This is a genomic window from Aeromonas sp. DNRA1 (assembly GCF_963888745.1).
Classification (GTDB): domain Bacteria; phylum Pseudomonadota; class Gammaproteobacteria; order Enterobacterales; family Aeromonadaceae; genus Aeromonas; species Aeromonas hydrophila.
This window is the reverse complement of sequence record NZ_CAWPKQ010000008.1, coordinates 33,270-60,119: the sequence shown is the minus strand read 5'-3', so window position 1 is coordinate 60,119 and position 26,850 is coordinate 33,270. Positions and strand designations below refer to the sequence as shown.

The window sequence follows — 26,850 nt, the reverse complement described above, 5'->3', positions numbered from 1 at the left end:
CACTATGAAAACACGCGCACAGGCTGCTCTCGTCATCCAACAGGTGCTGGATCAGGGCCAGTCCCTCTCCGCCGTTCTGCCTGCTGCCCAGGAGAAGGTTGCGCCCCGCGATCGCGCCCTCCTGCAAGAACTCTGCTACGGCACCCTGCGCTGGCTACCCCGCCTCGATGCGGCGGTCGGCGAGATGATGGACAAGCCGCTCAAGAACAAGAGCCGCATCTTCCACTACCTGATCCTGGTCGGCCTCTACCAGCTCATCTACACCCGCATTCCGGCTCACGCCGCGGTGGCCGAGACCGTCAATGCCGTCAAGCTGCTCAAGGGCACCTCATTGCGCGGCCTCATCAACGGTGTACTGCGCAACTTCCAGCGCAGCGCCGAAGTCATTCTGCTGCGCATCGACCGTGTCCCCAGCATTCGTCTCGGCCACCCGGAGTGGCTCACCAAGCGGCTGCGCCAGGCCTATCCGGATGAGTGGGAATTCATCATGGAGGCCAACAACCAGCGCCCGCCGATGTGGATTCGCAACAACAGCCAGCGCCAGAGCCGCGAGCAGATGCTGGCCCGCATGGCCGAGGCCGGCATCAATGCGATGGCCGGTGAAGAGGGTGAGGATTGCATCCTGCTGGAACGTCCCTGCGACGTGACCAAGCTGCCCGGCTTCGAGGTCGGCGACTGTTCGGTACAGGATGGCGCAGCACAACAGGCCGCCGCGCTGCTCGACCCGCAGCCGGGCGAGTGGGTGCTGGATGCCTGCGCCGCCCCCGGTGGCAAGACCGCCCATCTGCTGGAGCGCCAGCCCGCGCTGGCTGGCGTAGTGGCGGTCGATGCCGACGACAACCGCCTCAAGCGGGTGCAGGAGAACCTGGATCGCATCGGCCTCACTGCCAAGGTGATCCACGGCGATGCCAGCACCCCGGATCTGTGGTGGCCGGAGGGTCAGTTCGACCGCATCCTGCTGGATGCCCCCTGCTCCGCCACCGGCGTCATCCGCCGTCATCCCGACATCAAGTGGCTGCGCCGGGATCAGGACATCCGCGAGCTGGCCGAGCTGCAACACCGCATCCTCGGCGCCCTCTGGTCGAAACTGAAAAGCGGCGGTACTCTGCTGTATGCCACCTGCTCCGTGCTGCCGGAAGAGAACCGCGACCAGATCCGCGCCTTCCTCGCGGCCACCCCGGATGCCACTCTGGTGCCGCTGCATGCGCAGGACACCCCGGAGTGCCCGGGTCGCCAGTTCCTGCCGGGCGAGGTCGAGATGGACGGCTTCTACTATGCCAAGCTGATCAAGCGGTAAGCAGGATCATAATCACGACGGGTGCCGCTTGCGGCACCCATTACTGCCCAATATCGAGCGCGCTTTTCCTATGAGATTCATCCTGTTGATGACAGCCCCCACGCCCCCTGGCCGCCGTTGCAACGGCGACGCTCATGAGACCGTTCTATGAAGATCATCATTCTGGGCGCCGGTCAGGTTGGCGGCACCCTGGCCGAGAACCTGGCCGGTGAGAACAACGACATCACCATCGTCGACACCGACAGTGACCGCCTGCGCGAGCTGCAGGACAAGTTCGACCTGCGGGTGGTCAACGGCCACGGCGCCCATCCGAAAGTGCTGCGCGAAGCGGGCGCCCAGGATGCCGACATGCTGGTCGCGGTCACCAACAGCGACGAGACCAACATGGTCGCCTGCCAGGTGGCTTACTCCCTGTTCAACACCCCCAACAAGGTGGCGCGGATCCGTTCGCCGGCCTATCTGGTGGAGCGTGACCGGCTGTTCCTGCCCGAATCCGTGCCGGTGGATCACCTGATCGCCCCCGAGCAGCTGGTGACCGACTACGTGCGCCGGCTGATCGAGTACCCGGGCGCCCTGCAGGTGGTGGACTTCGCCGGCGGCAAGGTGGGTCTGGTGGCGGTCAAGGCCTACTACGGCGGCCCGCTGGTGGGCAACGCCCTCTCCACCCTACGCGATCACATGCCCAACATCGAGACCCGGGTAGCGGCGATCTTTCGTCAGGGCCGCTCCATCCGTCCGCAGGGCACCACCATCATCGAGGCCGATGACGAGGTGTTCTTCGTGGCGGCGGCGGGCCATATCCGCGCCGTGATGTCGGAGCTGCAGCGGCTCGAGAGCCCCTACCGGCGCATCATGATCGTCGGCGGCGGCAACATCGGTGCCGGCCTCGCCCGCCAGCTGGAGAAGCGCTACAGCGTGAAGCTTATCGAGCGCAACCAGAAGCGGGCGGAGCAGCTCTCCGAGGTGCTGGAAAACACCATCGTCTTCTGCGGCGACGCGGCGGATCAGGAGCTGCTGGCGGAGGAGCACATCGACCAGATCGACGTCTTCATCGCGGTAACCAACGAGGACGAGGCCAACATCATGTCGGCCCTGCTCGCCAAGAAGATGGGCGCCAAGAAGACCATGGTGCTGATCCAGCGCAGCGCCTACGTGGATCTGGTGCAGGGCGGCTCCATCGACATCGCCATCTCGCCGCAGCAGGCCACCATCTCGGCCCTGCTGACCCACGTGCGCCGGGCCGACATCGCCAACGTCTACAGCCTGCGCCGCGGCGCGGCCGAGGCCATCGAGGCGATCGCCCACGGGGACGAGAACACCTCCAAGGTGGTCGGCAAGACGGTGGGCGAGCTCAAGCTGCCGCCCGGCACCACCATCGGCGCCATCGTGCGCGGTGACGAGGTGCTGATCGCCCACGACCGGACCCAGATCCAGCAGGATGACCACGTGGTGATGTTCCTGGTGGACAAGAAGTACATTCCGGAAGTGGAGCGTCTGTTCCAGCCCAGTCCCTTCTTCCTGTAATCTGCCCATGCATTCAGGCAGCACAACCCAGACCCGGCACAACCTCTACCAGGGATTGTCCGGGTCTTTTGTCAATCAACGACCAGGTTATCTTGCATGATCAAGCTGCGTCCCATCATCTTCACCCTCGGGCTGGTGCTCTCCAAGCTGGCCCTGTTCATGTGGCTGCCCACCCTGCTGGCCCTGCTGACCGGCTCCGAGGGGTTCGTCGAGTTTCTCAAGTCGGTGCTGATCACTCACGGTGCGGCCCTGCTTTGCCTGCATTACGGCCGCAAGGCGGTGTTCCACCTCGGCGTGCGGGAGATGTTCCTGCTCACTACCTCGGTCTGGGTGGTGGCCTGCATCTTCGGCGCCTTGCCCTTCTTCTTCATCAACCACATCGACTTTACCGACGCCTACTTCGAGACCATGTCGGGGGTCACCACCACCGGCTCCACCGTGCTGTCGGGGCTCGACGGCATGGCCCACAGCATATTGCTGTGGCGCTCCATCCTGCAGTGGCTGGGCGGGGTAGGCTTCATCGTGATGGCGGTGGCGGTGCTGCCCTACCTCAACGTGGGCGGCATGAAGCTGTTCCAGACCGAGAGCTCGGATTGGTCCGACAAGAGTGCGCCGCGTGCCAAGACTGTGGCCAACAACATAGTGCTGGTCTACCTGGTGCTCTCCATGCTCTGCTTCCTGGCCTACTGGGTGAGCGGCATGACCCTGTTCGAGGCGGTCAACCACTCGATGACCACCCTCAGCACCGGTGGCTACTCCACCTCCGATCAATCCATGTCCCACTTCTCCAACTCGGCACACTGGATCGGTACCGTCTTCATGTTCCTCGGCGGCCTGCCCTTCCTGCTCTACGTACAGAGCCTGAGCCGGCGTGACAACAGCCTGCTCAAGGACGCCCAGGTCCAGGGCTTCTTCTGGCTGGTAGTCTGGGTCACCGTGGTGGTCACCTTCTATCTGTGGCTAAGGGACATCTACGGCTTCATGGATGCCCTGCGCATCAGCTGCTTCAACATCGTCTCCGTGCTCACCACCACCGGCTTCGGGCTCGGTGATTTCGGCACCTGGGGCCCGCTCACCAGCATCATCTTCATCATCCTGCTGGCGCTCGGTGCCTGCTCCGGCTCCACCGCCGGCGGCCTCAAGATCTTCCGGGTACAGGTGGCGTTCGCCCTGTTCAAGAAGCAGATGCGCCAGCTGATGCACCCCTCCGGCGTCTTCCCGCAGAAGTACAACGGCCGCCCGGTCAACGACGCCATCATCCGCTCGATGATTTCGTTCGTGCTGGCCTACTTCGCCGTCATCCTGCTGATCGCCGCCCTGCTCGCCGCCATCGGGCTGGATCCCCTGACTGCCATCTCGGGCTCCATCACCGCCGTGGCCAACGTGGGTCCGGGCATGGGACCGGTCATCGGCCCCAGCACCAACTTCGCCACCCTGCCGGACTCGGCCAAGTGGATCCTGTCATTCGGCATGCTGCTGGGACGGCTCGAGATCCTGACCGTGGCGGTGCTCTTCTTCCCCTCCTTCTGGAAGCAGTAACCGGCGAGTTCGCGAGATCGAATGGCGGAGGGTATCAAGACGAAGAAATGCAGAAGGGCAGCCACTGGCCGCCCTTCTTGTTGCATGAAACATGAGGCCCCGCCTCACTCGGCCGGGTCTTCCCGCTCCAGCGCCCGGTTGACCAGCGGTTCGGGCAGAGTCTTGGTCACCTCCACCCCCAGCTCGCGAAAGCGCTCCACCTGGGCGATCAGGTTGCCGCGCCCGTTGACCAGCCGCCCCATCGCCTTGTCGTAGCTCTCCTGCGCCCGGTGCAGGCTGCCACCCAGCTGCTGCATCTCCTCCACGAACAGCCGCAGCTTCTCGTAGAGACGGCCGGCCCGCTCGGCGATCTGGCGGGCATTCTGGTTCTGCCGCTCGTAGCGCCACAGGTTCTCGATGGTGCGCAGCGCCACCATCAGGTTGGTAGGGCTCACCAGCAGAATGTTGTTGTCGAGCCCGAATCGCACCAGCGAGGGATCGGCCTCCACCGCGGTGAGGAAGGCGGGCTCCACCGCCACGAACATCAGCACGTAATCGAGGGTGCGCACCCCGGGCAGCTGCTGGTAATCCTTGCGGCCCAGCTCGCGGATATGGTTGCGCACCGAGGCGACGTGCTCTTTCAGCGCCACCGCCTTCTCCAGCTCGTCATCGCTGTTGTACCAGCGTTCGTAGGCGGTCAGCGACACCTTGGCGTCGATGATGATGTCCTTGTCCTGCGGCAGGTGGACAATGACGTCGGGCTGGTAGCGCTTGCCCTTGTCCACCTCGATGTTGACCTGGGTATGGTACTCGTGGCCTTCTCGCAGGCCGCATTCGCTGAGGATGCGCGCCAGCACCACCTCGCCCCAGTTGCCCTGCTGCTTGCTGTCCCCCTTGAGGGCGCGGGTCAGCGCCGCCGCCTCCTCGGTCATGCGGGCGTTGAGCTCGGCCAGGCGCTCCAGCTCGAACTTGAGGCTGTGACGCTGGGCCGTCTCCTGGGCGTGGGTCTCCCCCACCTGCCGGCGAAAGCCCTCGAGCTGCTCTTTCAGCGGCGTCAGCAGCAGATCCAGGCTGTTCTGGTTCAGTTCGCGGAAGTTGCCCGAGTTTTGCTCGAAGATCCGGTTGGCGAGGTTCTCGAACTGCTGGCTGAGGCGCTGTTCCGCCTCCTGTTGCAGTTGCAGCTTCTCGGCGGCGGCCAGTCGCTCGCTGCGCAGGGTGGCTTCGGCATCCTTGAGACGGGCGGTGAGCTTGATGAGCAGAGTCTGTTGCTGCTCCAGCTTCTGCTGGCTCTGCAACTTTTCATCCTGCAGCTCGTCACAGCGATCCTGCAGCGCCTGCTGGCGCTCCTCGCTCAGCAGCACCTGCTGGGCCAGCTGGGCCACACCACGCCGGCCCGCCAGCCAGCCAATGCCGACCGCCAGCACGGCGGCAGGCAGCAGCAGGGTCCAGAGCCCGGGCTCGATCATTTGCGGCTCCGCTGACGCAGAAAGAGTTCGAGATAGCGGTTGAGCAGCAGCCAGAGCAGCACATAGAGCAGATAGGCGGCCAGCACCACCCACTTGTGACTGTTAACTCCGGTGTCGAGCTCGACGAATTCGATCCCCTTGATGCGGCAGTAGCCCCACATCAGCAAGGGGAAGACATAGAGCAGAGAAGCACGCCACAGAAATAACCACATGAGTTCATTCAATCCTGCAAAAAGACCCGCCTAGCTTACACAAGGGCAACCCGGCTTGCGATCCTGGCCGGCGCTATTCTCTGGCTTGCGAAGGGAAACTTGGATAAAATTAACCCCTAATAGGTATAAGGGGTGAGCATGACTCATTTTTTCTGTCGCCGGCTAACGCAAGCATTGGGGGGCTCTCGCAAACCGGAGGTGGTTTGTCACGAAGCACGTCCCCCCTGGGCCATCGAAGAGTCCCAGTTCCTCTCCCTCTGCTCCCGCTGCGGTGAATGCTTCAAGGCCTGTCCCAACGGCCTGCTCAAACCGGCCAACCAGCCCGAATACGACGACACCCCCATTGCCGGCACGCCCGTGCTGGATCTCGCCTGCGGCCAGTGCAGCTATTGCGGCAGCTGCGCCAGAGCCTGTCCGACCGGCGCCCTCGACCTGCAGCTGGGTCGTCAGGTACAGACCCGGGTGCGGATCGAGGCCAGTTGCCAGGCCCGACAGGGCTTCTATTGCCTGCTGTGTGAAGATGCCTGCCCCCAGCAGGCGATCAAGGCCACCGCCGACGGCGTCAGCATCAACATGGCGGCCTGCGACGGCTGCGGCGCCTGCGGTCTCGCCTGCCTGCACGGTGCCATCACCCTGATCCCCCAGCTCTGAACCCAAATCCCAAGCATGACAAAGGGGCCCATGGGCCCCTTTGTCATGCTTGCCTGGCTTATGCCATGGCCAGAATGGAATCCTGTTCGATGCCGAGCAGGTGGCAGAGCCGGGTCGGATCGCGCACCGCATCGGCCAGGGTGTACTCCCCCAGTACCTCGAGGAAGGCGTTCATGGCGCGGCGCAAAATACCCTGAATGCGGCAGCCACCGGAGAGGCGGCAGTTCTCGCGCTTGCAGTCCACCGGGCAAAGCACGTGCTCCATGTCCATCACCACATCGCGCAGGTTGATGGAAACGGCGGAACGGCCGAGGCGAATGCCGCCGTGCTTGCCACGCACCGTCTCTATGTACCCCTTGATGCCGAGCTGATGCACTATCTTGACCACGTGGTTGCGGGAGATGGCAAAGGTATCGGCCACCTCGGTGATGGTCGACAGGCGATCTCCCGGCTGGACCGCCAGAAAAGTCAGGGTACGCAGGGCATAGTCGGTAAATCGTGTCAGTTGCATGGTCGCACTTGCCTCTTACTACAAGTCAGAAATCAGGACGACAACCTAAAGCTAAGAGGCGGGGAAGCGCTTGCGCCCGCGCAAGGTCCGCATCTTAATCTGAGTCGTGGAATGACAAGGTTAAGAGCAGCTCAGGCGGGTGTCGATGAAGATGCACATAAATCGACACTTTCTTTGATTGATCGCAAACTTGCCGGGTTAGTCCAAGGTTTTGGGGGGTTATGGCGGTTAAATTCGCCGGTTTTCCCCTCCGCCTAGGCCCGAGCAAGGAGACCTCATCGGCAAGGGTTCATGGCGGCTCAGTGCGGCTGCCTGAGCCAGTTTTTCAGGGCGCTGGAGGGGATGGAACTCTCGGAAGCGACCGCGAAGGCGCCCCAGTCCACCGCGCACTGCAGCGCATCCCGGATCGCCATGCCTCGCGCCAGCCCGTGGATCAGGCCGCCAGCGAAGGCATCCCCCGCCCCCGTGGTGTCCACCACCGACACCGGCCGCGCCGCCACCCGGATCTGCTCCTCGCCGTGAATAGCCACCGCCCCCGCCTTGCCTTCGGTCAGCACCAGCCAGGCCAGCTGCTCGCCGGCGATCTGGCGGGCATGCTGCCAGAGGTCGTCCACCTCGCCGAGATCGGAGCGTGAGGCCACCAGCACGTGGCAGGGGCGACGCGCCTGGCCACCCTTGGGATACTGAGCCACCACGAAGCTCTTGCCGAGCATCTGGCGCATGTAACCGATGATGGCGGTACCCGGGTAGTTCACATAGAGGCAGTCTACCCCCTCGCTCGGCAGATCCCCCGGCAGATCCGGGCGCCGTGGCCGCCGGAGGATGGTGCGCTCGCCGGTGGAGTCCACCAGGATCAGCAGCTCGCCGGTCTCGCCGCCGAAGCGCTCCACATGGCTGCAATCCAGACCGTAGCCCGCCGCCTGCTCCAACAGCCAGTCGCCGGTTTCATCCAGCCCGATGCGCGAGGCGATGGTCACCTCGTGGCCGGCCCACACCAGTCCGATGCCGGTGTTGGCGGCGCCGCCGCCGAGTCGGCGGCCCTGATCCAGGTATTGCAGGCGGGCGCCGGCCACCAGGGGTTCAGAGAGGGAGAGCACGTGATCACAGTTGAGATTGGCGAGCAGCAGAATGCGGGACATGAAGAGACCTCACTGACAGGGGAGCCCAGTATATGAGAAAGGGCCGTGACGGCCCTCCCTGAAATCGCGGGGTTTGTGAGCCCGCTCGACGTTTGCCGAGCGCGCGACGGCTGCGTCAGCCCAGTACCGACTCGGCGCTGACGTACTCGTAGCCGAGCGCCTGCGCCACCGCCGCCTGGGTGATCTTGCCCTTGAACACGTTCAGACCGGCCCGCAGGTGGTGATCGTCCTGCAGCGCCCGGGCGTAGCCCTTATCCGCCAGCGCCAGCACGAACGGCAGGGTGGCGTTGGTCAGCGCGAAGGTGGAGGTGCGCGCCACCCCACCCGGCATGTTGGCCACGCAGTAGTGGATGATGCCGTCCACCACGTAGGTGGGCTCCTCGTGGGTGGTCGGGTGGGAGGTCTCGAAACAGCCGCCCTGATCGATGGCCACGTCCACCAGCACCGAGCCCTTGCGCATCAGCTTGAGCATGTCGCGGGTCAGCAGCTTGGGCGCCGCCGCCCCCGGGATCAGCACGGCGCCGATCACCAGATCGGCCTGAGCGATGCACGCCTCGATATTGGTACGGGTGGAGTAGAGGGTCTTGAGGGCCGGGCCGTACAGGCTGTCCAGCTCCCGCAGTCGCGGCAGGGAGCGATCCAGGATGGTGACGTCGGCCCCCAGTCCCAGCGCCATGCGCGCCGAGTTGACGCCGACCACCCCGCCACCCAACACCACCACCTTGGCGGGCGCCACCGCCGGCACCCCGCCCAGCAGGGTGCCGTTGCCCCCCTGCGCCTTCTCCAGGCTGTGGGCGCCGGCCTGGATCGCCATCCGCCCCGCCACCTCGGACATGGGCGCCAGCAGCGGCAGGCCGCCGCGATCGTCGGTCACCGTCTCGTAGGCGATGGCCACCGCCCCCGAGTGCACCAGCAGTTGGGTCTGCACCGGATCCGGCGCCAGGTGCAGATAGGTGAACAGCAGCTGACCCGGCCTGAGCAGTTCGCACTCCTCCGGCTGGGGCTCCTTCACCTTCACTATCATTTCGGCCCGGGCGAAGATCTCCGCCGCGCTGGCCACCAGTTCGGCACCGGCTGCCTGGTACTCGGCGTCGGACAGCCCGATCGCCTCGCCTCCCTGCTGCTGCACCAGCACCTTGTGTCCCCGGGCCGTCAGCTCCTGCACTCCGGCGGGAGTCATGCCGACCCGGTATTCATGGTTTTTGATTTCCTTGGGTACGCCAATAATCATGCTCGCTCTCCTGCTGTGATCCCGCCGGCGGCCGTGTCGACGCCGGGCAGGATGCCCAAAAATTGCAACAACCACTGCATCATGGTGGCCGAATCCACCTCTCCCTCCAGCGAGGAGAGGCTGCGCTGGTAACGATCGTCCGGCAGCAGATCCCGCCGCCGCTCGATCAGCGCCCGGTTGTACTCCACCGAGAATTCCGGATGTCCCTGGATGGCCACTATGTGGTCACCCTGCAAAAACATGAAATTGGGACAAAAATCATTGCCCGCCAGCCGGGTGGCCCCCGGCGGCAGCTGCTCCACCTGATCCTGGTGGCTGGCCAGGATCCGGATGGTCTCGAGCCCCGGCTCCATCCAGGGTTGCCGCGCCAGCATGGGATGAACCGACACCCCCAGCCCCCAACCCTTGGTGGACTTCATCACCTCGCCCCCCAGCGCCTGGGCGATCACCTGGTGGCCGAAGCAGACCCCGGCCAGCTTGACGTCGGCATCGTGGGCACGCCGGATCCAGTCGCGCAGCGCCCGGATCCAGGGGATGTCGCTGTAGGCATCATGGCGCGAGCCGGTGATGAGCCAGGCATCGCACTCGTGCAGATCGGCCGGCAGCTCGCCATCGAGCGCCGACCAGACCCGAAACTCCAGCCCGGGGGCCAGTGCCCGGAAGCCCTTGATAAACATCTCGGAGTAAACGGGGCCGAAATCCCCCACCAAGTCGGGGTCCAGCCGGTCACAATCGAGAATTCCCAGTCGCATCTGTTACTCCTTCACAGTGATAGCGGCGAACGAAGGTGGATTCCTGCCACCGGGCCATGTCCGGGCTAGCTGCTGCATGGTTGATTACTTCATTGTCGGCATGGAGAACTCCGCGCCCGCCCGCAGGCTCTGGGGCCAGCGGGCAGTCACCGTCTTCATCCGGGTATAGAAGCGCACCCCATCCGGCCCGTGCATGTTGAGCGGCCCGAAGATGGACCGCTTCCAGCCACCAAAGCTGTGAAACGCCATGGGCACCGGGATGGGAACGTTCACCCCTACCATACCGACCTGCACGCGGGCGGTGAAGTCCCGCGCGGTGTCGCCGTCACAGGTGAAGATGGCGGTGCCGTTGCCGTACTCGTGTTCGTTGATGAGCCTGAGCGCCGTCTCGTAGTCCGGCGCCCGCACGATGGCCAGCACCGGACCGAAGATCTCCTCCCGGTAGATGCGCATCTCTGGGCCGACCCGGTCGAACAGGCTGCCGCCGATGAAGTAACCCTCGCCGTGGCTCAGGCCCCGGCCGTCCACCACCAGCTCGGCCCCCTCGGCCACCCCCTGATCCACATAACCGCGCACCTTGGCCAGGTGCTCGCGGCTGATGAGGGGCCCCATCTCGTTCTCCGGGGTCTGGCCCAGTCCCGGGCCCACCCGCAGCGCCGCCACCAGCGGCGACAGCTTGGCCACCAGCGCATCGGCCGTCTCATCCCCCACCACCACGGCCACCGAAATGGCCATGCAGCGCTCGCCGGCGGCACCGTAGGCCGCCCCCATCAGGGCGGAGACCGCCAGCTCGAGATCCGCATCCGGCATCACCAGCATATGGTTCTTGGCGCCACCCAGCGCCTGCACCCGCTTGCCGTGGGCCGAGGCGGTGGCATAGATGTACTGGGCGATGGGAGTGGAGCCGACAAACGACACGGCACTGACCCGCGGGTCGGTCAGCAGCACGTCCACCACCTCCTTGTCGCCGTTGACCACGTTGAGCACCCCGTCCGGCAGGCCGGCCTGCTTGAGCAGCTCGGCCATGCGCAGGGAGAGGGACGGATCCTTCTCGGACGGCTTGAGAATGAAGGTGTTGCCGCAGGCGATGGCCACCGGGAACATCCACAGCGGCACCATGGCCGGGAAGTTGAACGGGGTGATGCCGGCGCAGACGCCCACCGGCTGCATCATGGAGTGGCTGTCGACCCCGCGGCCCACGTTGAGGGAGTGCTCCCCCTTGAGCAGATGGGGAATGCCGCAGGCAAACTCCACCACCTCCAGCCCGCGGGTCAACTCACCCTGCGCATCGGAGAAGACCTTGCCGTGCTCGCGACTGATCAGCCGCGCCAGATCGTCCCTGTGCTGCTCCATCAACTCCTTGAAGCGAAACAGCACCCGGGCCCGCACCAGCGGCGGAGTCTGCGCCCAGTCAGCCAGGGCGCGCTCGGCGCTGGCGATGGCATCCTGGCACTCGGCGGCGGTGCTGAGCACCACCTGGCCCTGCTGCTGGCCGGTGGCGGGATTGAAGATGGCCCCGAAGCGCTCGCTGCGGCTCTCGGTCGTCTCGCCGTCGATGAAGTTGCTGACCCTGTATGTCATAAATCCTCCGTGATGGGTTATGCGTGCCTGCCCGCGCCGCCCCGGGGAGCAGGCACGGGCAAGTGGCGCCGCGACGGGCGCCATCAATCAGTTAAAAGTCAGTCCTGGGCCTGCAGGGCGTCCTGCAGCAGGGTGAAGAGATCGTCGATCTGGCTGCGCTCGATGATGAGGGGTGGCGACAGGGCGATGATGTCGCCGGTGACGCGGATCAGCGCCCCCTTCTCGAAGCAGCGAACAAACACCTCATAGGCGCGCTTGCCCGGCGCATCCGGCATGGATTCCAGCTCGATGCCCGCCACCAGCCCATAGTTGCGCACATCCTTCACATGCTTGCAGCCCTTGAGCGAATGGGCCGCCTCCTCCCAGTAGCCCGCCAGATCGGCGGCGCGGCTCAGCAGGTTCTCGTTGCGATAGATCTCGAGGGTCGCCAGACCCGCAGCCGCAGCCACCGGATGGCCGGAGTAGGTGTAGCCGTGGAACAGCTCGATGGCCCCCTTGCCGGCCGCCATCATGTCGTCATAGATGGCGTTGCTCACCAGCACGGCCCCCATGGGGATGGCGCCGTTGGTCAGCCCCTTGGCACAGGTGATCATGTCGGGGATGACGTCGAATTCTTGTGCTGCGAAGGGAGAGCCGAGGCGGCCGAAACCGGTGATCACTTCGTCGAAGATCAGCAGGATGCCGTGTTTGGTACAGATCTCCCGCAGCCGCTTGAGGTAGCCTTTGGGGGGCATCAGCACGCCGGTACTGCCGGCGATGGGTTCGACGATCACCGCCGCTATGTTGCTGGCATCGTGCAGGAAGACGATCTTCTCCAGCTCGTCGGCCAACGCCACATCCTCCTCGGGCAGCCCCTTGGTGAAGGCATTCTTGGCGATGTTGAGGGTGTGGGGCAGGTGATCCACCCCGCCCAGCAGGGAGCCGAACCACTTGCGGTTGCCGGGAATGCCCCCCACCGAGATGCCGCCGAAGCCGACCCCGTGGTAACCACGCTCACGGCCGATCAGCCGGGTACGGGTGCCCTGACCGCGCGCCCGCTGCCAGGCCAGCGCGATCTTGAGCGCGGTATCCACCGATTCCGAACCGGAGTTGGTATAGAAGACGTGGCCAAGCCCCTTGGGGGCGATCTCCACCAGCCGGTTGGCCAGCTCGAACGGCAGGGGGTGCCCCATCTGGAATGTGGGGGCAAAATCGAGGTGGGAAATCTGCTGGGAAACCGCCTCGGCAATCTCGCGCCGACCATGACCCGCGTTGCAACACCAGAGCCCGGCAGTGCCATCCAGTATCTTGCGGCCATCCTCTGAGTGATAATACATCCCCTCTGCCGACTTCAGGATGCGCGGCGCCGCCTTGAACTGCTGGTTGGCGGTGAACGGCATCCAGAAAGCGGACATGTCGGAGGGGGTATTGATGTCGCTGATCGGTTTCATGGTCACCTCATCCTTAAGGTGTTTAGTAACTATCGGCCAATGCCTATTAAATTAAACACCTGAAATCTTAAAAAGGGGCTCAAACTTGCCCCATGTGGTATCACCCGACTAGCTGCTCTGAGCGGGGTGGTATAAGATATTTAACACAAATTTAATAATAGTAAACAGTCAAGGAGTGTCTATCGATGGATATCGGTCACCGCCTCAAGGCGGTTCGCACCAAGGCGGCCCTCTCCCAGCGCGAGCTGGCGAAACGCTCCGGTGTGACCAACGGCTTTATCTCCCAAATCGAGAAAAATCAGGTGAGCCCCTCGGTCGCTTCTCTGCGCAAGGTGCTGGAAGGCATTCCCATGTCGCTGGCCACCTTCTTCACCGATGAGACGGAGATGGACTCCGAGGTGATCTTCCGCGCCGCCGACATGCCGGATCTCGGTACCCACCCCATCAGCTACCGCCTGGTGGGCCACAGCCGCGCCAACCGTGCCATCGGCATGATGCAGGAGATACTGCCACCGGGCGCCGACACGGGTGACGACATGCTGAGCCACGAAGGCGAAGAGTGCGGCATCGTCATCCAGGGCCAGGTGGAGGTCACCGTCGGCGAGCAGGTCTACCTGCTGACACCGGGAGACGGCTACTACTTCGACAGCCGCACCCCGCACCGTTTCCGCAATGTGGATGAGCACGAATGCGTGCTGATCTCGGCCAACACCCCCGCCAGTTTCTAAGCCATGAGAGGGGAGACACCGCCCCTTGGCGGACCCAGCACAGCGACCAGTCCCTTCGCGCTGGCCTCCGGTTTGGCAGGCGCCGACGGCCCGCCCTTGCGGTGTGGTTTGCCCCACCGGAAACCCTCGCCGGGACGGATGCCGGATGAGGCCAAATTGGCAAAGTGTTTAACGAATTGTTACAAGATGGATTTACAAGCGGCAGGATGTTTAGCATATTGATACGCGGAAACTGACTTTTTGCCGGTTCAAGGAGTGAACATGAGTGACCTGACCCTGGCCCAGTGGCAACACAAGGCCTCCCACCTGACCCTGCCCTCGCAAGCCTTCATCGACGGCAGCTACCGGGACGCCATCAACGGCGCCACCTTCGACTGCATCAACCCGGCCAACGGCAAGCTGCTGACCAAGGTCGCCGCCTGTGACGCCGCCGATGCCGAACTGGCGGTGCAGGCTGCCCGCACCGCCTTTGACGACAAGCGCTGGAGTGGTCTGCCGCCCAAGCAGCGCAAGCAGATCCTGCAGCGCTTCGCCGAACTGATGCGGCTCAACAAGGTGGAGCTGGCGCTGCTGGAGTCGCTCGACATGGGCAAACCCATCGGCGACGCCATGGGCTATGACGCCCCCGCCGCCGCCAACTGCATCGCCTGGAACGCCGAAGCCATCGACAAGATTTACGATCAGGTCGCCCCGGTCGAAGAGTCCGCCCTGGCGCTGGTGACCCGCGAACCGCTCGGGGTGGTCGCCGCCATCGTGCCGTGGAACTTCCCGCTGGTGATGGCCTGCTGGAAGCTGGGGCCGGCACTCGCCACCGGCAACTCGGTGATCCTGAAACCCTCCGAGAAATCCCCGCTCACCGCTCTGCGCATCGCGGGTCTTGCCAAGGAGGCCGGCATCCCCGACGGCGTGTTCAACGTGCTGCCGGGCTTCGGCCATACCGTGGGCGAGGCGCTGGCCATGCACATGGACGTGGACTGCATCACCTTCACCGGCTCCACCAAGATCGGCAAGCATCTGGTGCAGTGCTCCGGCAAGTCCAACCTCAAGCGCGCCTTTATGGAGTGCGGCGGCAAGAGCCCCAACATCATACTGGCGGATGCGCCTGACCTGGACGCCGCCGCCAAAAGCGCCGCCGGCGCCATCTTCTACAACCAGGGCGAGGTGTGTACCGCCGCCTCTCGCCTGCTGGTGCAAAACAGCATCAAGCCGCAGTTCATGGACCGGCTGCTGGCCCATGCCCGCGAATGGATCTCGGCCAACCCGCTCGACCCTGCCACCCGTATCGGCGCCATGGTGGATCATATCCAGATGGAGCAGGTGCTCAACTACATCGCCATCGGCCAGCAGGAGGGCGCCAAGCTGCTGCTGGGGGGCAAGCGCACCAATACCGAGAGCGGCGGCTTCTACATCGAACCCACCATCTTCGACGAAGTGACCCCCGAGATGCGCATCTTCCGCGAGGAGATCTTCGGCCCCGTGCTGGCGGTAACCGGCTTCGACACGCTGGAAGAGGCCATTGCGCTCGGCAACGACACCGACTACGGCCTGGCGGCCGCGATCTGGACGGCGGATCTCAACAAGGCGGTGAAAGGCTCCCGCGCCCTGCGTGCCGGCACTGTGTTCGTCAACAACTGGGATGGCGGCGACATGACCATGCCGTTCGGCGGCTTCAAGCAGTCCGGCAACGGCCGCGACAAGTCACTGCATGCGCTGGAGAAGTACACCGAGCTGAAAAGCACCTGGATCCAGCTCGAATAACATCAGAAATGACGCTTATCTGCAAATTGGGGGGAGAAATCCCCCTTTTTCATTTTTGCCCTTTCATCGCCAGCCTCAATCGATATAATCATCAAATAGACAAGCCCTTAAATATAAAGATAAAAATGTTATTTTTTCTGGGAAGTGTACTGTTTCTGGTGATAGGACTGCCGCTGCTGTTCTACATGTTGGGACACGGTGAGGCCTACGTGACCTGGGGCCCCTGGATCTCCGCCATCGCTCTCATGCTGTGGCTGCTGCTGGACGTGGACAAGATCCGCCGTGGTGGTGGCCGCTGAGCCGGGCAGTACGCCGTTAAAATCCGCTGATCATCATTTATTAACTTCTTTCCCCGCAAAAGGATCGCTACACTGATTTTTTGCGATGTTTTCCCGCATCCAACTCTCCAGTGAAGGTTATCCGCATGCAGCAACACGTTCAGCGCCAGGGCGTCATCTACGCCTTGTGCGCCTATACCCTTTGGGGGTTGGCCCCCATCTACTTCAAGACCATTGCCGCCGTGCCGGCCGCCGAAATCCTGACCCACCGGATGATCTGGTCGTGCGCCCTGCTGATGGTGCTGACCCTGCTCGGCCGCCAGTGGCACAAGGTACAGGCGGTGCTGCGCCAGCCGAAAGTACTGCTCACCCTGGCCTTTACCTCCATCACGGTCGGCGGCAACTGGCTGCTGTTCATCTGGGCCATCAACAATGGCCACATGCTGGATGCCAGCCTCGGCTACTACATCAACCCGCTGTTCAACGTGCTGCTCGGCATGCTGTTCCTGAGCGAGAAGCTGCGCCGGCTGCAGTGGTGGGCGGTCGGGCTGGCGGCGATCGGTGTCGCCATCCAGATCATCGCCTTCGGCTCCCTGCCCTGGATCGCGCTGGTGCTGGCCTCGAGCTTCGCCATCTACGGCCTGATCCGCAAGAAGCTGGCCCTCGATGCGCTGACCGGCCTCTTGATCGAGACCCTGATCATGCTGCCACCCGCCGCCATCTATCTGTGGGGCTTTGCCGACAGCCCCACCAGCCATCTCACCCAGAATGACTGGCACCTCAACCTGCTGCTGATCGCCGCCGGTGCCGTCACCACGGCTCCCCTGCTCTGCTTCACCGCCGCAGCCACCCGGCTCAAGCTCTCCACCCTGGGCTTCTTCCAGTACATAGGGCCAAGCCTGATGTTCATCCTGGCGGTCACCCTCTATGGCGAGGCGCTGGCGCTGGACAAGATGATCACCTTCGCCTTCATCTGGAGCGCGCTGGTGCTGTTCAGTCTGGACGGGCTGCGCAGCGGCAAGCGCCGGCAGGCTGCGGAGCAGGCTTGACGGGACGCTCGCCTGACGCTGCAATAATCTACAAGCCCACCCATGGGTTTCAGGTTATCAATAGCCGATGAGCACATCCCACTCCCGCATCCACTACTGGCAATCCCGGCTGCTGCCGGGGGTTGAACTCTCCCACTCCCACCACAGGGAGTTCAGCTATGGCCGCCATGTTCACCTGGACTACCACATAGGTCTGGTGCAGCAGGGCGGCCAGAAATTCATCCACAAGGGCAACAGCCACCACCTGGTGCGCGGCGAGCTCTCCACCGTCAACCCGGACGAGATGCACGATGGCCTCAGCCTGCGGCCGGAAGGGTACGAGGTGCGGGTGTTCGCCATCGCCCCCGAACAGCTGGCCCGCTGGCTGCCAGACAGCCCGGAGCCCTTCTTCGACAAGGGATTGCAGAGCCGCCCCGACCTCTATCAGGGATTTGCCCGGCTGCACATGTATCTGGACAACCCCAGCCCCGACGGCCTGCTGGCGGAGAGCCAGCTGCTGGCCCTGCTCGGCGAGCTGCTGCACATCGCCCCCGAGCGCCACGCCCTGGCCGACCCTCAGCTCAGGTTCCTGCGCGACTACCTGATGGCCCGGCTGGATGAGCGCCACAGTCTGGAGGATCTGGCCGCCCTGTTCGGGCTGGATCGCTTCGCCTTTCTGCGCCAGTTCAAGAAAAAGACCGGCATGACCCCCTACGCCTGGCTCAAGCGGTTGCGGCTCGAGCAGAGCAAGCGCCTGCTCGGCCGCGGCCTGCCGGTGAGCGAGGTGGCGCTGGCAGTCGGTTTCTTCGATCAGAGCCACTTCCATCACGGTTTTCGCCAGGCGTTCGGCCTCACCCCCGCCGATTTTCGCCAGCAGATGCTGGCCGCCATTGGGCGCACTGACTAACTCCGCACTGCAATCTTTTACAATCCCGCCCCCCTGCGATCCGCCATGCTGTGAACTCGATACTGTCGCAGAGGTTTCCATGTTCACCAGCCTGTTTCTGACCATAGGTCTCATCCATCTCATCGCTCTGGCGAGCCCGGGCCCGGACTTCGCGCTGATCCTGCGCACCAGCCTGCACAGGCCCACCGCTCTCGGGGCGGCACTCGGCATCGCCCTGGCGATTGTGGTGCACGCCACCCTCAGCCTCACCGGCATCAGCCTGCTGATTGCCGAACACCCATGGCTGTTCATGACGGTGAAGGTGGTCGGCGCTCTCTATCTGGGCTGGCTCGGCTGGGGGGCTCTCAAGGCGGCCTGGCGCAGCTCGGCCGAGCTCGCCCTGCGCGCAGGCGGCGAGGCGCAAGGTTGGCGCAAGGGGGTGCAGCGCGGCATTGCCACCAACCTGCTCAACCCCAAGGCTCTGCTGTTCTTCATGGGGCTGCTGGCCGCCATGGTGACACCCCAGGTGGACGGCCTGACCCGAGGCCTGCTGGTACTGGAGCTGTTCCTGCTCTCCCTGGTCTGGTTCGGGGTGCTGGCCTGGAGCCTCTCCACCGTACGGGCCCAGCGCCTGCTCGGCCGCGTGCAGCGTCCGCTCAATCTGGTCACCGGCCTGCTGTTTGGCGCGGTCAGCCTCTCCATCCTGACCGGCATGGCCGGCGAGGCCTATGCCCTGGTCCTGCACTGATCCCTGTCTTGCCCCTATGAAAAAGAGGGATGGCCCAGGCCATCCCTCTTTGCGTTCATTGTTCCTGGCCCGGTAACCGGCCCTCTCACTAGCCCTTCATCAGAACCACTGACCGTGGCGCTTGATGTAGATGCTCTTGACGGTCTGAGTCAGCCCCATGTAGGCCAGCATGGTGATCACCAGCCACATGAAGTACTTGGGCCCATCCAGAGTGATGAAGCCGAAGTGCTCAGCCACAGGCGAGAACGGCAGGTAACAGCCGATGGCAATGGCGATCGAGGTGGAGAGCAGCACCGGCAGGGTGGCGGTACTCTGCAGGAACGGGATCTTGCGGGTACGCAGCATGTGCACTACCAGGGTCTGCGACACCAACCCCTCGATGAACCAGCCGGAGTTCATGATGGCCTGACCGTTGACCAGCGGATCCATGCTGCCGTTGGCGGTGGCATAGAGGGCACCGGCACCGAACACGAACCACATCAGGCAGTAGGTGCTGATGTCGAACACCGACGAGGTCGGGCCAAGCCACAGCATGAAGCGCTTGATGTTGCTCGCCTCCCACTTGCGCGGCCGCTTGAGGAACTCGGGATCCATCTTATCCCACGGCAGCAGCATCTGGGAGACGTCGTACACCAGGTTCTGGATCAGCATCTGCATCGCCAGCATGGGCGCCCAGGGCAGCCAGGCGGAGGCCACCAGCACCGAGAAGACGTTGCCGAAGTTGGAGCTGGCGGTCATGTTGAGGTACTTCAAGATGTTGCCAAAGGTCTCGCGCCCCTTGATCACCCCCTCCTCCAGCACCATCAGGCTCTTCTCCAGCAGTATTATGTCGGCGGTCTCCTTGGCGATGTCGGCACCGCTGTCCACCGAGATCCCCACGTCCGCATCCCGCAGCGCCGGCGCATCGTTGATGCCGTCGCCGAGGAAACCCACCGTGTTGCCGTTGGCCTGCAGCGCCTTCACCACCCGCGACTTCTGCAGCGGGGTGAGCTTGGCGAAGATGGTGGTGTGCTTGACCACGGTGCACAGCGCCACGTCGTCCATCACCTCGATATCCTTGCCAAGCAGCGGCACACCGGGCTCCAGCCCCACATCGCGACACACCTTGCTGGTGATGATGGGGTTGTCGCCGGTCAGCACCTTGACCGCCACCCCGTAGTCGTTGAGGGCGCGGATGGCCGGCGCGGCGGAATCCTTGGGCGGATCGAAGAAGGTGAGGAAGCCGCGCACCACCAGCTTGACCTCGTCGCTGGTGCGATAGCTCTGCTTGCACTCGCCCGCCGGGATCTCGCGGGTCGCCACGATCAGCACCCGATAGCCCTCGGCGTTGAACTCCTCGCTCTGGCGCAGCAGGGCACGGCGATCCGCGTCGGTCAGCTCCCGCACCTCCTGGCCATCGGCGATCTGGCTGGAGACGGCCAGCATCTCTTCCACCGCCCCCTTGGAGACCATCAGCTGCTGGCCCAGATCGTCCTGCACAATCACCGACAGGCGCCGGCGCACGAAGTCGAACGGCAGCTCGTCCACCTTGCGGTAGTTGGCCGGCTTGCAGCTCTCTCCCAGCGCATCGGCGTGCTCGACCACCGCGATGTCCATCAGGTTCTTCATGCCGCTCTGGTGAAAGCTGTTGAGCCAGGCCAGCTGCAGGATCCGGTCGTCCCGCTTGCCACGCACGTCGTAGTGGTGCTCGAGGATTATCTTGTCCTGGGTCAGGGTGCCGGTCTTGTCGGTGCAGAGCACGTCCATGGCGCCGAAGTTCTGCACCGAGTTGAGCCGCTTCACCACCACCTTGCGTTTGGCCATGGCCACCGCGCCGCGCGCCAGGTTGGCGGAGACGATCATCGGCAGCATCTCGGGGGTGAGCCCCACCGCCACCGCCAGCGCGAAGGTGAGCGCCGACATCCAGTCACCGCTGCTCACCCCGCTCAGCATGAAGACGATGGGCACCATCACCAGCATGAAGCGGATCAGCAGCTTGGTGACGCTGTTCACGCCGCGATCGAAGCTGGTCTCGATGCGCTTGTGGCTCACCACGTTGCGGGCCAGCGAACCAAAGTAGGTGTCGCTGCCGGTGGCCACCACCACGGCGCGAGCGGTACCGCTCACCACGTTGGTCCCCATGAAGCAGATGTTGGGCAGATCGAGCAGCCCCGCCTCCCCTGCGCCGGTGCCGTCTGCCGACTTGCCGGCCACGGCGCCCAGAGTATCGTACTTCTCCACCGGCAGCGCTTCGCCAGTCAGCACCGCCTGGCTGATGAAGAGATCGCGGGATTCGATCAGCTTGATGTCGGCCGGGATCATGTCCCCCGCCTGCAGGTGCACTATGTCACCGGCCACCAGCTCGGTCATCGCCACCTCCTTGCGCTGGGGGGCGACCCCGGGCGAGGGTCGGCGCTGCACGGTGGCGGTGTTGCGCACCAGCGACTTGAGCGCTTCGGCCGCCTTGGCGGAGCGGTACTCCTGCCAGAAGCGCAGTAGACCGCTCAGGCCCACCATGACACCGAGGATGATCACCTTGACCCAGTCCTCGTCGCCCGGCTCGGCCATCAACACGTCCATCACGTAACTGACCAGCCCGAGCACGATCAGCACCAGCACGAAGGGGTTCTTGAACGCCTGCAGCAGCTGGATCAGCGCATGGGGCGGCTTGTCGTGGGTCACCTCGTTGGGACCAAACTGGATCAGGCGGTTGGCGGCCTCGGTCGCGGTGAGGCCGTCGATGTTGCCGCGCACGGCAGTGAGGGTGTACTCGAGGGACTTGTCGGCCTCGTCAAGCACCCGGGAGGAGAGCTTCTCCCTGACACTGGTCGGGGCAACAAAGCCCTGCTGCTTGTGCCGGCTGGCGGTATGTTGTTGTTTCATGACTCGTTATCCTGATTTCTACGCGCAAGCGGGCCCTGTCGCGGGCCGGGCCTGGCGTCAGTACTGATGTGAAATGCAATGGACCCGGCAGCGGGCAGACCACCGCCGCACACTGGGCGGCCCGCAGACAGCAGTCTGCGCGGCCACACCGGCGCGCTCGGGTCGGATCAGGGGTCAGGACACCGCATCCCGCTCCCCGCAGGGGATCAGGAGTGGGTAGGCGTGGACCCCGAGGGTCTAGGTTTGGGCTCTTCGGTCATGACGGTTCCTCCGAGTTGGGCGGCAGCAAGCCGGCCCCGGCATATCGAGGTCACGGCAGGTCATCGCCGGCGGGCAGATCCGCGCGGCGGCGTTATCGGCAGGAGGCAAGGGCCGCAACGGGGCGACCAGGACCGACAAAGGAGATCAGGATAACCACAGGCAACAATAACGGCATGATGGCCGAATAATAATGAGGAGGGTTCATGGTCCGGTCACATGAGCAATCAACCGCACCCCACGAATATATTGAGAAATAGCCAGCGCATATTTCTAAATATATAAAGGAGAGACCTTCATTATTTAAATTCGCAGCGCAGCCTATCGAAAACCACATTGGTTTCAATACGAGCTGTCCATCCTGTTATTTCACGCCGGCCTGTTTGTCCCTGCTCGCCAAAGATCCGGTGAACGGGCGCAACGGGCAGCCTCGGGCCCATGACAAAGGGCGTACGTGGCAAGGCGTGCAATTGCTGGGGCGCGAGGCGGCATGGCTCGCAGAGGGAGTGGAACAATCCGGGGAGCAACGCAGGCTCTGACGGAGCTGGGTTGCAAGAGTCGGGATGACTCGCTAGATGCCACACTCTGAGCGATCAGAGTGAGGGAGAAGAAGGGATATCAACCTCAGTTCTGATTAGCCCACATCGCGCTGTGCAATCGGCTACAACTGTCGCTTTCCATAATATCCTTCCATCTGTTGATAACACGCCAAGATTCTACCCAGAAATATTTGGCGGCGCAAAATATAAATTCATCTTTTGCCATTTAATTCCAGCAAGGAGTGGCCGCTACATTATTTCCCGCACGAAAACGGATTCATCCGCATTTCGCTTCCCCCGCCATCGTGAATTGATCTGGATAGGGTTTTGCCCGGATTTTCCGGCCATCCACCCGATCCGGGCTGGAATCGGACTCAATGTGGGAATAGGATGCTCGGCTTCCATCCATGACGCACAGGAAACAACAGCATGAATCGAAAATGGTCGCTCCCCATCGTGGCAATCGCGGGGGGAGCGTTACTCTGGCTCGGCAACACCTTTGGTATGAAATGGGCTTTGATGGCCCTGATCGGATTCGGCTTCGGCTTCACCCTCTCCTTCAGCCGCTTCGGTATCGTGTTCGGTTGGCGCGAGATGCTGACCAAGCGCAACAGCTACTATGTGCGGGTTCACCTGCTCACCATCGCCATCGAAATTCTGCTGTTCACCTGCTTCCTCTCCTTTAGCCACGCCCTGTTTGGCGATGCCATGGTGGGCAACGTGATGGCCATCGGCATTCCCTTCATCGTCGGCGCCTTCCTGTTCGGCATCGGCATGCAGCTGGCAGGCGTCTGCGCCACCGGCACCCTTTACTGCTGCGGCGAGGGGCAACCCCGCTTCTGGCTGGTGCTGCTCTGCTACGGCATCGGCACCCTGATCAGCAACCAGTTCCGCCCCGAACTGGAGGCCACCTTCTCCAGCCATGTGGTGCTGGCCAAGGATTTGACCGGCAATATCTGGAGCGGCATGCTGCTCAACCTGGCGCTGGTCGCCGCGCTGTTCCTTCTATTTCGCAAGAGCGAGCTCAAACGTACCGGTGAGCTCAAGCCCCTCTTCAGCGGCGGCAACCTGTTCTGGCGCGATGGCCGCTTCACCGTGCTGACCGGCGGCATCATCATCGCCATACTCAACTCCACTGTCGTCGCCCTGCACGGCTCGGCCTGGACCATCACCGGCGCCGTCTATGACATGGCGCTGCGCGGTGCCTCCCTGTTCGGCCTGTTCGAGGGGAACCCCAAGCTGGCCCAACCGCTGTTCATCAACCCCATGGTTGGCATGTTCTGGCTCGGCATTCTGGGGGCCATGCTGGCGCGCTGCATCAGTGGTGGCGGCACCTTCGCCCCGATGCGGCTCGGCAACAGCCTGGCCTCCATCCTCGGCGGCCTGCTGATGGGGATGGGCGCCATGTACAGCGCCTGCAACCTCGGCGGCTTCTTCGATGGCACCGCCTCCGGCAGCCTGCACGGCTGGGTCTGGATGCTGATGGCCCTCGCCGGCAGCCTGATCGGCATCCGCCTGCGCCCGCTGTTCAAGCTCTGATAAAACAACGGGATGGCGCGGTTAAACGCCATCCCGTCACGATTCCCCCTCCAAGCCGGTGCGCCGATCCCACGCTACCCCAGCCCCCATTCTTCTCTACCTCAACCCTTTAAACAGCAGCAACAGGGCGAAGCCGGTGAACATCACCGCCGATAGCCGGTTGATCCCCTAGGCGAAGCGTTCGTCATAGCCTTGCGCCTCCACCCAGTGGGACACCAGACAGTAGCCGCCATGCACCACCAGCACCACGGCGCTGAAGGTGACCGCCAGCAGCATGCACTGACCCAGCGCCCCGTGACGAAAGTCGATGAACTGGGGAAACAGGCTGGTGAAGAAGATGATCGCCTTGGGGCTGAGCAGGCTGATGAGCGCCCCCTTCATCAGCAACCACGGCAGCGCCCTCAAGGTGGCCGCCCTCAACCATACCGGCATCCTGCTGCAGCCGCGCGCCCTGCTGAGCGAGGAGCTCGAGAGCGGCACCCTGCAGGAGATCCTGGCGGATGCCCTGCCCGCCCCGCGCCCGGTCAACCTGCTCTACCCGGCCAGGGAGCCGCTGCCACTGCGCCTGCGGCTGCTCATCGACTACCTGATCGAGCAGCGCCACCAGTTGTAGGACGCAGCCCTACTCGCCGCGCTGTTTCACCCGGCGCAGATAGACATAGCCCTCCCCCGGGCTGCCCCAGCGCTGATGGGCCTCGGTGTCGTAGGCCCGATCCAGCAATCTCACGCTGTGGGGGCCGATCCAGAGGTACTGCACCAGGGTGCTGGCGCCACCAAAATTGGTGGAGCAGCTGCCCACCTTGCTGTGGCCGGCGTACTCCCCCGACGGCTGGCGGGTCAGCCAGATCTCGCAGCCTTGACGCAAAGAGAGCTGCTGTGGCGTGAGGGAGTCGAGCAGCTCGGGCTGGCGCCAGGCACCGGCGAAGTCGATGGCCCGCGGCATGGTCAGCTCGGCCATCAGGATGCGGCCATCAGGCACCAGCGAGAAGCGGTAGATGCGCTGGCGAAACGGGCGAACCGACCGCTCGGTCAGGAACTGCTCGGCATAGACCCAGCGAAAACCCTTGTAGCCGGGCCAGATCTCCACCAGCCGCAGCTCGGCGCTGGTGAAGCGGTTGTCGTAGCTGGCCTGCTCGCGGCTGGAGAACTCGCCGGTAAACCAGGAGAGCAGCGGCTCCATGCTGGCGGAGGGTGCCGTGGTGGTGCTGTCAGGGGGCGTAGTGACGAAGGGGGTGGGTGCCGCCCAGGCCAGGCAGGAGAGCAGCAACCCGCACAGGGCCGCCATCAGGCTGGTCATCGAATCCTTCCGAATCAGTTTCATGGCGGCGATTATATGAGCGAACGGCGCCAATATCCGCAACCTTGATCAAATGATTGCCGATCCGAAGCAAAATCATTGTATTAGCGTCATGTCCCGGCAATTGGGTGGCCGCCGCCTGCGGGCTGGATCCTGCCTGAACACTCCTGCACTCTTCGCTTGTGGGCGCTCTTTGAATCGGTTATTTCTCTTGCAATGCCCTGCGCACCGGATGCCAGGGTCGGGCAAGCGCCGCAATCAGGAGCAAAAGATGAAAAGAGCCGTAATCGCGGGCATGGTGGCCATTCTGCTGGGTGGCTGCGCGGTGAAGAACCAGGTATCCCACAGCCTGCAGGCGATTCCGCTGACCGCCTTCCAGCAGAGTGAAAGCAACCCCAACCAGCGCATCTACAAGGAGCCCGGCGTGGATCTGCGCCAGTACCATCAGGTGCTGCTCGACCCCTTGCAGTTCATCCGCCAGGAGAACGGCCAGTGGTATCTGCTGACCGCCAACGAGCAGAACGAGATCGGCCGCTACTACCACGCTACCTTCCAGCGCGAACTGATGAGCCACGGCGTCAAGATTGCCACCGCCCCCGGTCCCGGCGTGATGCGGGTGCAGGCCGCCATCACCAACTTCGACCTGACCCGGCCCGACCCCAAGCTACGGGATCTGCTGCCCGCCAAGATCGCCATCAACGTCACCCGCGAGGTGATCGGCAAGGAGCCCTATCTGCTCAAGGTGGGCAGCATGGCCCAGCTGCTCGACTCCCAGAACGGCAAGCTGCTGGTGCGGGTGATGGATGCGCGCGAGAGCCCGGATACCACCCACAAAGACAGCCCCATCACCGCCAGCGAGATGGAGAAGATGATCGACCAGTGGGCCGCCGGCCGCGCCAAGCAACTGGCCGACAACCTGGGCCGCTAGTCCGGCTCATCGCCACTCGGGCGCAAGACGCCCATTCCCGGCCCCGTGCGCCCAGTCCGGGGCCGCTTGTTTACCCCCTGACTTCGACAAGGAGCCGTCATGAACCGTCACCCCAGCATCAAGCACTGGCGCGAGCTGCAGGAGCCCGAGCCCGGCCGCTACTCCGGCAGCGAGGAGCCGCTCTCTCTGGGCAGCGCCCTCGGCAGGCACTACGGCTTTGCCCGCCTCGGCATTCACCACGAGTTGCTGCCGCCCGGCCGGCGCACCAGCTGGCCCCACGCCGAGGAGACCGAGGACGAGTTCGTCCACGTGCTGGAAGGCACCCCGGACGTCTGGCTCGATGGCGTGCTGCATCGGCTGCAGCCCGGTGACTCGGTCGGCTTCAAGGCCGGCGACGGGCTGGCCCACACCTTCATCAACAATACCGATCAGCCGGTGCGACTGCTCTGCGTGGGCGACACCGATCGGGCGGACAACCACATCCACTACGCCGTGCACCCCGAGCGCAACCGCTTCATCGGCGCGCGGCACTGGGATGCGGTGCCCGAGCGCGAGCTGGGGGATCACGACGGCCTGCCCGACCAGCTGCGCGAGCGCAACGGCCCCTTCTAGGGCACCAATGCCGGCCAGTCGTCGGCAAACGGACGCAACCGGCTATCCTTGATGGACCCAAGGCAACGAGGAACAGA

The 26,850-nt window shown here is 63.9% G+C and carries 23 protein-coding genes and 2 pseudogenes; 14 read left to right on the top strand and 11 right to left on the bottom strand.

What is annotated here, in order from left to right:
- Positions 1 to 4 precede the first annotated feature (4 nt).
- The 3 genes from rsmB (at position 5) to AACQ43_RS20120 (ending at position 4,360) form a co-directional block, all read left to right on the top strand.
- Complete coding sequence (rsmB, locus tag AACQ43_RS20130) at positions 5 to 1,297, top strand: 16S rRNA (cytosine(967)-C(5))-methyltransferase RsmB (protein WP_168968510.1); 1,293 nt, start codon at positions 5 to 7, stop codon at positions 1,295 to 1,297.
- A 147-nt stretch (positions 1,298 to 1,444) separates the two neighbouring features.
- Positions 1,445 to 2,821 (top strand): Trk system potassium transporter TrkA, encoded by a 1,377-nt coding sequence (gene trkA / locus AACQ43_RS20125; protein ID WP_011704263.1) that lies wholly within the window; start codon positions 1,445 to 1,447, stop codon positions 2,819 to 2,821.
- Positions 2,822 to 2,917: 96 nt separating this feature from the next.
- A complete protein-coding gene (locus AACQ43_RS20120; protein ID WP_024944658.1) occupies positions 2,918 to 4,360 on the top strand; it encodes a TrkH family potassium uptake protein in 1,443 nt (480 codons plus the stop codon).
- A gap of 104 nt (positions 4,361 to 4,464) precedes the next feature.
- Here the strand turns inward: AACQ43_RS20120 and rmuC are convergent, their stop codons facing one another.
- Together rmuC and AACQ43_RS20110 are read right to left on the bottom strand one after the other, a co-directional pair.
- The gene (gene rmuC, locus AACQ43_RS20115; RefSeq protein ID WP_060390898.1) at positions 4,465 to 5,805 is read right to left on the bottom strand and encodes a DNA recombination protein RmuC; all 1,341 of its coding nucleotides are present in this window, start codon (positions 5,803 to 5,805) and stop codon (positions 4,465 to 4,467) included.
- Positions 5,802 to 6,017: a hypothetical protein gene (locus tag AACQ43_RS20110; RefSeq protein ID WP_016349071.1), complete on the bottom strand. Its 216-nt coding sequence runs from the start codon at positions 6,015 to 6,017 to the stop codon at positions 5,802 to 5,804. Before AACQ43_RS20110 ends, rmuC begins: the two co-directional genes overlap by 4 nt.
- 138 nt (positions 6,018 to 6,155) lie before the next feature.
- On the opposite strand from AACQ43_RS20110, the gene AACQ43_RS20105 reads away from it, so the two are divergent.
- Positions 6,156 to 6,668 carry a ferredoxin-type protein NapF gene (locus tag AACQ43_RS20105; RefSeq protein ID WP_168968507.1) on the top strand — a complete coding sequence of 171 codons (513 nt, stop codon included), beginning with the start codon at positions 6,156 to 6,158 and terminating at the stop codon, positions 6,666 to 6,668.
- Between the two features lie 58 nt (positions 6,669 to 6,726).
- Here AACQ43_RS20105 and AACQ43_RS20100 read toward each other — a convergent pair whose 3' ends face one another.
- From AACQ43_RS20100 to AACQ43_RS20075, 6 genes are all read right to left on the bottom strand, one after another.
- A complete protein-coding gene (locus tag AACQ43_RS20100; RefSeq protein WP_011704258.1) occupies positions 6,727 to 7,179 on the bottom strand; it encodes an Rrf2 family transcriptional regulator in 453 nt (150 codons plus the stop codon).
- 299 nt (positions 7,180 to 7,478) lie between these two features.
- On the bottom strand, positions 7,479 to 8,318 hold the full coding sequence (locus AACQ43_RS20095; RefSeq protein ID WP_076362605.1) for a PfkB family carbohydrate kinase: 840 nt from the start codon (positions 8,316 to 8,318) through the stop codon (positions 7,479 to 7,481).
- Positions 8,319 to 8,433: 115 nt separating this feature from the next.
- On the bottom strand, positions 8,434 to 9,549 hold the full coding sequence (ald, locus tag AACQ43_RS20090; protein ID WP_076362606.1) for an alanine dehydrogenase: 1,116 nt from the start codon (positions 9,547 to 9,549) through the stop codon (positions 8,434 to 8,436).
- Complete coding sequence (locus tag AACQ43_RS20085; protein ID WP_168968505.1) at positions 9,546 to 10,301, bottom strand: glutamine amidotransferase-related protein; 756 nt, start codon at positions 10,299 to 10,301, stop codon at positions 9,546 to 9,548. The genes ald and AACQ43_RS20085 overlap by 4 nt, the downstream gene beginning before the upstream one ends.
- A gap of 84 nt (positions 10,302 to 10,385) precedes the next feature.
- Positions 10,386 to 11,882: a CoA-acylating methylmalonate-semialdehyde dehydrogenase gene (locus tag AACQ43_RS20080; RefSeq protein ID WP_168968503.1), complete on the bottom strand. Its 1,497-nt coding sequence runs from the start codon at positions 11,880 to 11,882 to the stop codon at positions 10,386 to 10,388.
- A gap of 98 nt (positions 11,883 to 11,980) precedes the next feature.
- The gene (locus AACQ43_RS20075; RefSeq protein WP_076362609.1) at positions 11,981 to 13,312 is read right to left on the bottom strand and encodes an aspartate aminotransferase family protein; all 1,332 of its coding nucleotides are present in this window, start codon (positions 13,310 to 13,312) and stop codon (positions 11,981 to 11,983) included.
- A gap of 185 nt (positions 13,313 to 13,497) precedes the next feature.
- On the opposite strand from AACQ43_RS20075, the gene AACQ43_RS20070 reads away from it, so the two are divergent.
- From AACQ43_RS20070 to AACQ43_RS20045, 6 genes are all read left to right on the top strand, one after another.
- Positions 13,498 to 14,040 carry a cupin domain-containing protein gene (locus tag AACQ43_RS20070; protein WP_011704252.1) on the top strand — a complete coding sequence of 181 codons (543 nt, stop codon included), beginning with the start codon at positions 13,498 to 13,500 and terminating at the stop codon, positions 14,038 to 14,040.
- A 261-nt stretch (positions 14,041 to 14,301) separates the two neighbouring features.
- Positions 14,302 to 15,798, top strand: coding sequence for an aldehyde dehydrogenase (locus AACQ43_RS20065; RefSeq protein WP_029305041.1), 1,497 nt, complete (start codon positions 14,302 to 14,304; stop codon positions 15,796 to 15,798).
- 125 nt (positions 15,799 to 15,923) lie between these two features.
- Positions 15,924 to 16,097: a hypothetical protein gene (locus AACQ43_RS20060; RefSeq protein WP_016349064.1), complete on the top strand. Its 174-nt coding sequence runs from the start codon at positions 15,924 to 15,926 to the stop codon at positions 16,095 to 16,097.
- Between the two features lie 125 nt (positions 16,098 to 16,222).
- Positions 16,223 to 17,125, top strand: coding sequence for an EamA family transporter RarD (gene rarD / locus AACQ43_RS20055; RefSeq protein ID WP_011704249.1), 903 nt, complete (start codon positions 16,223 to 16,225; stop codon positions 17,123 to 17,125).
- Between the two features lie 67 nt (positions 17,126 to 17,192).
- On the top strand, positions 17,193 to 18,011 hold the full coding sequence (locus AACQ43_RS20050; RefSeq protein ID WP_168968501.1) for an AraC family transcriptional regulator: 819 nt from the start codon (positions 17,193 to 17,195) through the stop codon (positions 18,009 to 18,011).
- A 79-nt stretch (positions 18,012 to 18,090) separates the two neighbouring features.
- Positions 18,091 to 18,738: a LysE family translocator gene (locus AACQ43_RS20045; RefSeq protein ID WP_168968499.1), complete on the top strand. Its 648-nt coding sequence runs from the start codon at positions 18,091 to 18,093 to the stop codon at positions 18,736 to 18,738.
- A gap of 99 nt (positions 18,739 to 18,837) precedes the next feature.
- Here the strand turns inward: AACQ43_RS20045 and mgtA are convergent, their stop codons facing one another.
- Positions 18,838 to 21,600: a magnesium-translocating P-type ATPase gene (gene mgtA / locus AACQ43_RS20040; protein WP_168968497.1), complete on the bottom strand. Its 2,763-nt coding sequence runs from the start codon at positions 21,598 to 21,600 to the stop codon at positions 18,838 to 18,840.
- 1,226 nt (positions 21,601 to 22,826) lie between these two features.
- Between mgtA and AACQ43_RS20035 the strand changes: the two genes are divergently transcribed.
- Entirely contained in the window at positions 22,827 to 23,936 is a 1,110-nt protein-coding gene (locus AACQ43_RS20035; RefSeq protein ID WP_194759689.1) for a YeeE/YedE thiosulfate transporter family protein, read from the top strand.
- Positions 23,937 to 24,032: 96 nt separating this feature from the next.
- Here AACQ43_RS20035 and AACQ43_RS20030 read toward each other — a convergent pair.
- Positions 24,033 to 24,317 (bottom strand): annotated as a pseudogene (locus tag AACQ43_RS20030) (LysE family translocator); the annotation flags it as partial.
- Here AACQ43_RS20030 and AACQ43_RS20025 point away from each other — a divergent pair.
- Positions 24,298 to 24,549: pseudogene (locus AACQ43_RS20025) on the top strand (LysR substrate-binding domain-containing protein); the annotation flags it as partial. The pseudogenes AACQ43_RS20030 and AACQ43_RS20025 overlap by 20 nt on opposite strands.
- 9 nt (positions 24,550 to 24,558) lie before the next feature.
- On the opposite strand, the gene AACQ43_RS20020 reads toward AACQ43_RS20025, so the two are convergent.
- Positions 24,559 to 25,233, bottom strand: a complete 675-nt coding sequence (locus AACQ43_RS20020) for a chromophore lyase CpcT/CpeT (RefSeq protein WP_175610377.1) — start codon at positions 25,231 to 25,233, stop codon at positions 24,559 to 24,561.
- Between the two features lie 271 nt (positions 25,234 to 25,504).
- On the opposite strand from AACQ43_RS20020, the gene AACQ43_RS20015 reads away from it, so the two are divergent.
- Positions 25,505 to 26,161, top strand: a complete 657-nt coding sequence (locus AACQ43_RS20015) for a DUF3313 domain-containing protein (RefSeq protein ID WP_017410561.1) — start codon at positions 25,505 to 25,507, stop codon at positions 26,159 to 26,161.
- Between the two features lie 99 nt (positions 26,162 to 26,260).
- Positions 26,261 to 26,773 (top strand): cupin domain-containing protein, encoded by a 513-nt coding sequence (locus AACQ43_RS20010; RefSeq protein ID WP_017410560.1) that lies wholly within the window; start codon positions 26,261 to 26,263, stop codon positions 26,771 to 26,773.
- The last annotated feature ends 77 nt before the right edge of the window (positions 26,774 to 26,850 follow it).

What these genes read in the sequence shown, in the direction of transcription:
- rsmB (WP_168968510.1), top strand. Translation starts at nt 5, where the DNA reads ATGAAAACACGCGCACAGGCTGCTCTCGTCATCCAACAGGTGCTGGAT.
- trkA (WP_011704263.1), top strand. Translation starts at nt 1,445, where the DNA reads ATGAAGATCATCATTCTGGGCGCCGGTCAGGTTGGCGGCACCCTGGCC.
- AACQ43_RS20120 (WP_024944658.1), top strand. Translation starts at nt 2,918, where the DNA reads ATGATCAAGCTGCGTCCCATCATCTTCACCCTCGGGCTGGTGCTCTCC.
- rmuC (WP_060390898.1), bottom strand. Translation starts at nt 5,805, where the DNA reads ATGATCGAGCCCGGGCTCTGGACCCTGCTGCTGCCTGCCGCCGTGCTG.
- AACQ43_RS20110 (WP_016349071.1), bottom strand. Translation starts at nt 6,017, where the DNA reads ATGTGGTTATTTCTGTGGCGTGCTTCTCTGCTCTATGTCTTCCCCTTG.
- AACQ43_RS20105 (WP_168968507.1), top strand. Translation starts at nt 6,156, where the DNA reads ATGACTCATTTTTTCTGTCGCCGGCTAACGCAAGCATTGGGGGGCTCT.
- AACQ43_RS20100 (WP_011704258.1), bottom strand. Translation starts at nt 7,179, where the DNA reads ATGCAACTGACACGATTTACCGACTATGCCCTGCGTACCCTGACTTTT.
- AACQ43_RS20095 (WP_076362605.1), bottom strand. Translation starts at nt 8,318, where the DNA reads ATGTCCCGCATTCTGCTGCTCGCCAATCTCAACTGTGATCACGTGCTC.
- ald (WP_076362606.1), bottom strand. Translation starts at nt 9,549, where the DNA reads ATGATTATTGGCGTACCCAAGGAAATCAAAAACCATGAATACCGGGTC.
- AACQ43_RS20085 (WP_168968505.1), bottom strand. Translation starts at nt 10,301, where the DNA reads ATGCGACTGGGAATTCTCGATTGTGACCGGCTGGACCCCGACTTGGTG.
- AACQ43_RS20080 (WP_168968503.1), bottom strand. Translation starts at nt 11,882, where the DNA reads ATGACATACAGGGTCAGCAACTTCATCGACGGCGAGACGACCGAGAGC.
- AACQ43_RS20075 (WP_076362609.1), bottom strand. Translation starts at nt 13,312, where the DNA reads ATGAAACCGATCAGCGACATCAATACCCCCTCCGACATGTCCGCTTTC.
- AACQ43_RS20070 (WP_011704252.1), top strand. Translation starts at nt 13,498, where the DNA reads ATGGATATCGGTCACCGCCTCAAGGCGGTTCGCACCAAGGCGGCCCTC.
- AACQ43_RS20065 (WP_029305041.1), top strand. Translation starts at nt 14,302, where the DNA reads ATGAGTGACCTGACCCTGGCCCAGTGGCAACACAAGGCCTCCCACCTG.
- AACQ43_RS20060 (WP_016349064.1), top strand. Translation starts at nt 15,924, where the DNA reads ATGTTATTTTTTCTGGGAAGTGTACTGTTTCTGGTGATAGGACTGCCG.
- rarD (WP_011704249.1), top strand. Translation starts at nt 16,223, where the DNA reads ATGCAGCAACACGTTCAGCGCCAGGGCGTCATCTACGCCTTGTGCGCC.
- AACQ43_RS20050 (WP_168968501.1), top strand. Translation starts at nt 17,193, where the DNA reads ATGAGCACATCCCACTCCCGCATCCACTACTGGCAATCCCGGCTGCTG.
- AACQ43_RS20045 (WP_168968499.1), top strand. Translation starts at nt 18,091, where the DNA reads ATGTTCACCAGCCTGTTTCTGACCATAGGTCTCATCCATCTCATCGCT.
- mgtA (WP_168968497.1), bottom strand. Translation starts at nt 21,600, where the DNA reads ATGAAACAACAACATACCGCCAGCCGGCACAAGCAGCAGGGCTTTGTT.
- AACQ43_RS20035 (WP_194759689.1), top strand. Translation starts at nt 22,827, where the DNA reads ATGAATCGAAAATGGTCGCTCCCCATCGTGGCAATCGCGGGGGGAGCG.
- AACQ43_RS20020 (WP_175610377.1), bottom strand. Translation starts at nt 25,233, where the DNA reads ATGACCAGCCTGATGGCGGCCCTGTGCGGGTTGCTGCTCTCCTGCCTG.
- AACQ43_RS20015 (WP_017410561.1), top strand. Translation starts at nt 25,505, where the DNA reads ATGAAAAGAGCCGTAATCGCGGGCATGGTGGCCATTCTGCTGGGTGGC.
- AACQ43_RS20010 (WP_017410560.1), top strand. Translation starts at nt 26,261, where the DNA reads ATGAACCGTCACCCCAGCATCAAGCACTGGCGCGAGCTGCAGGAGCCC.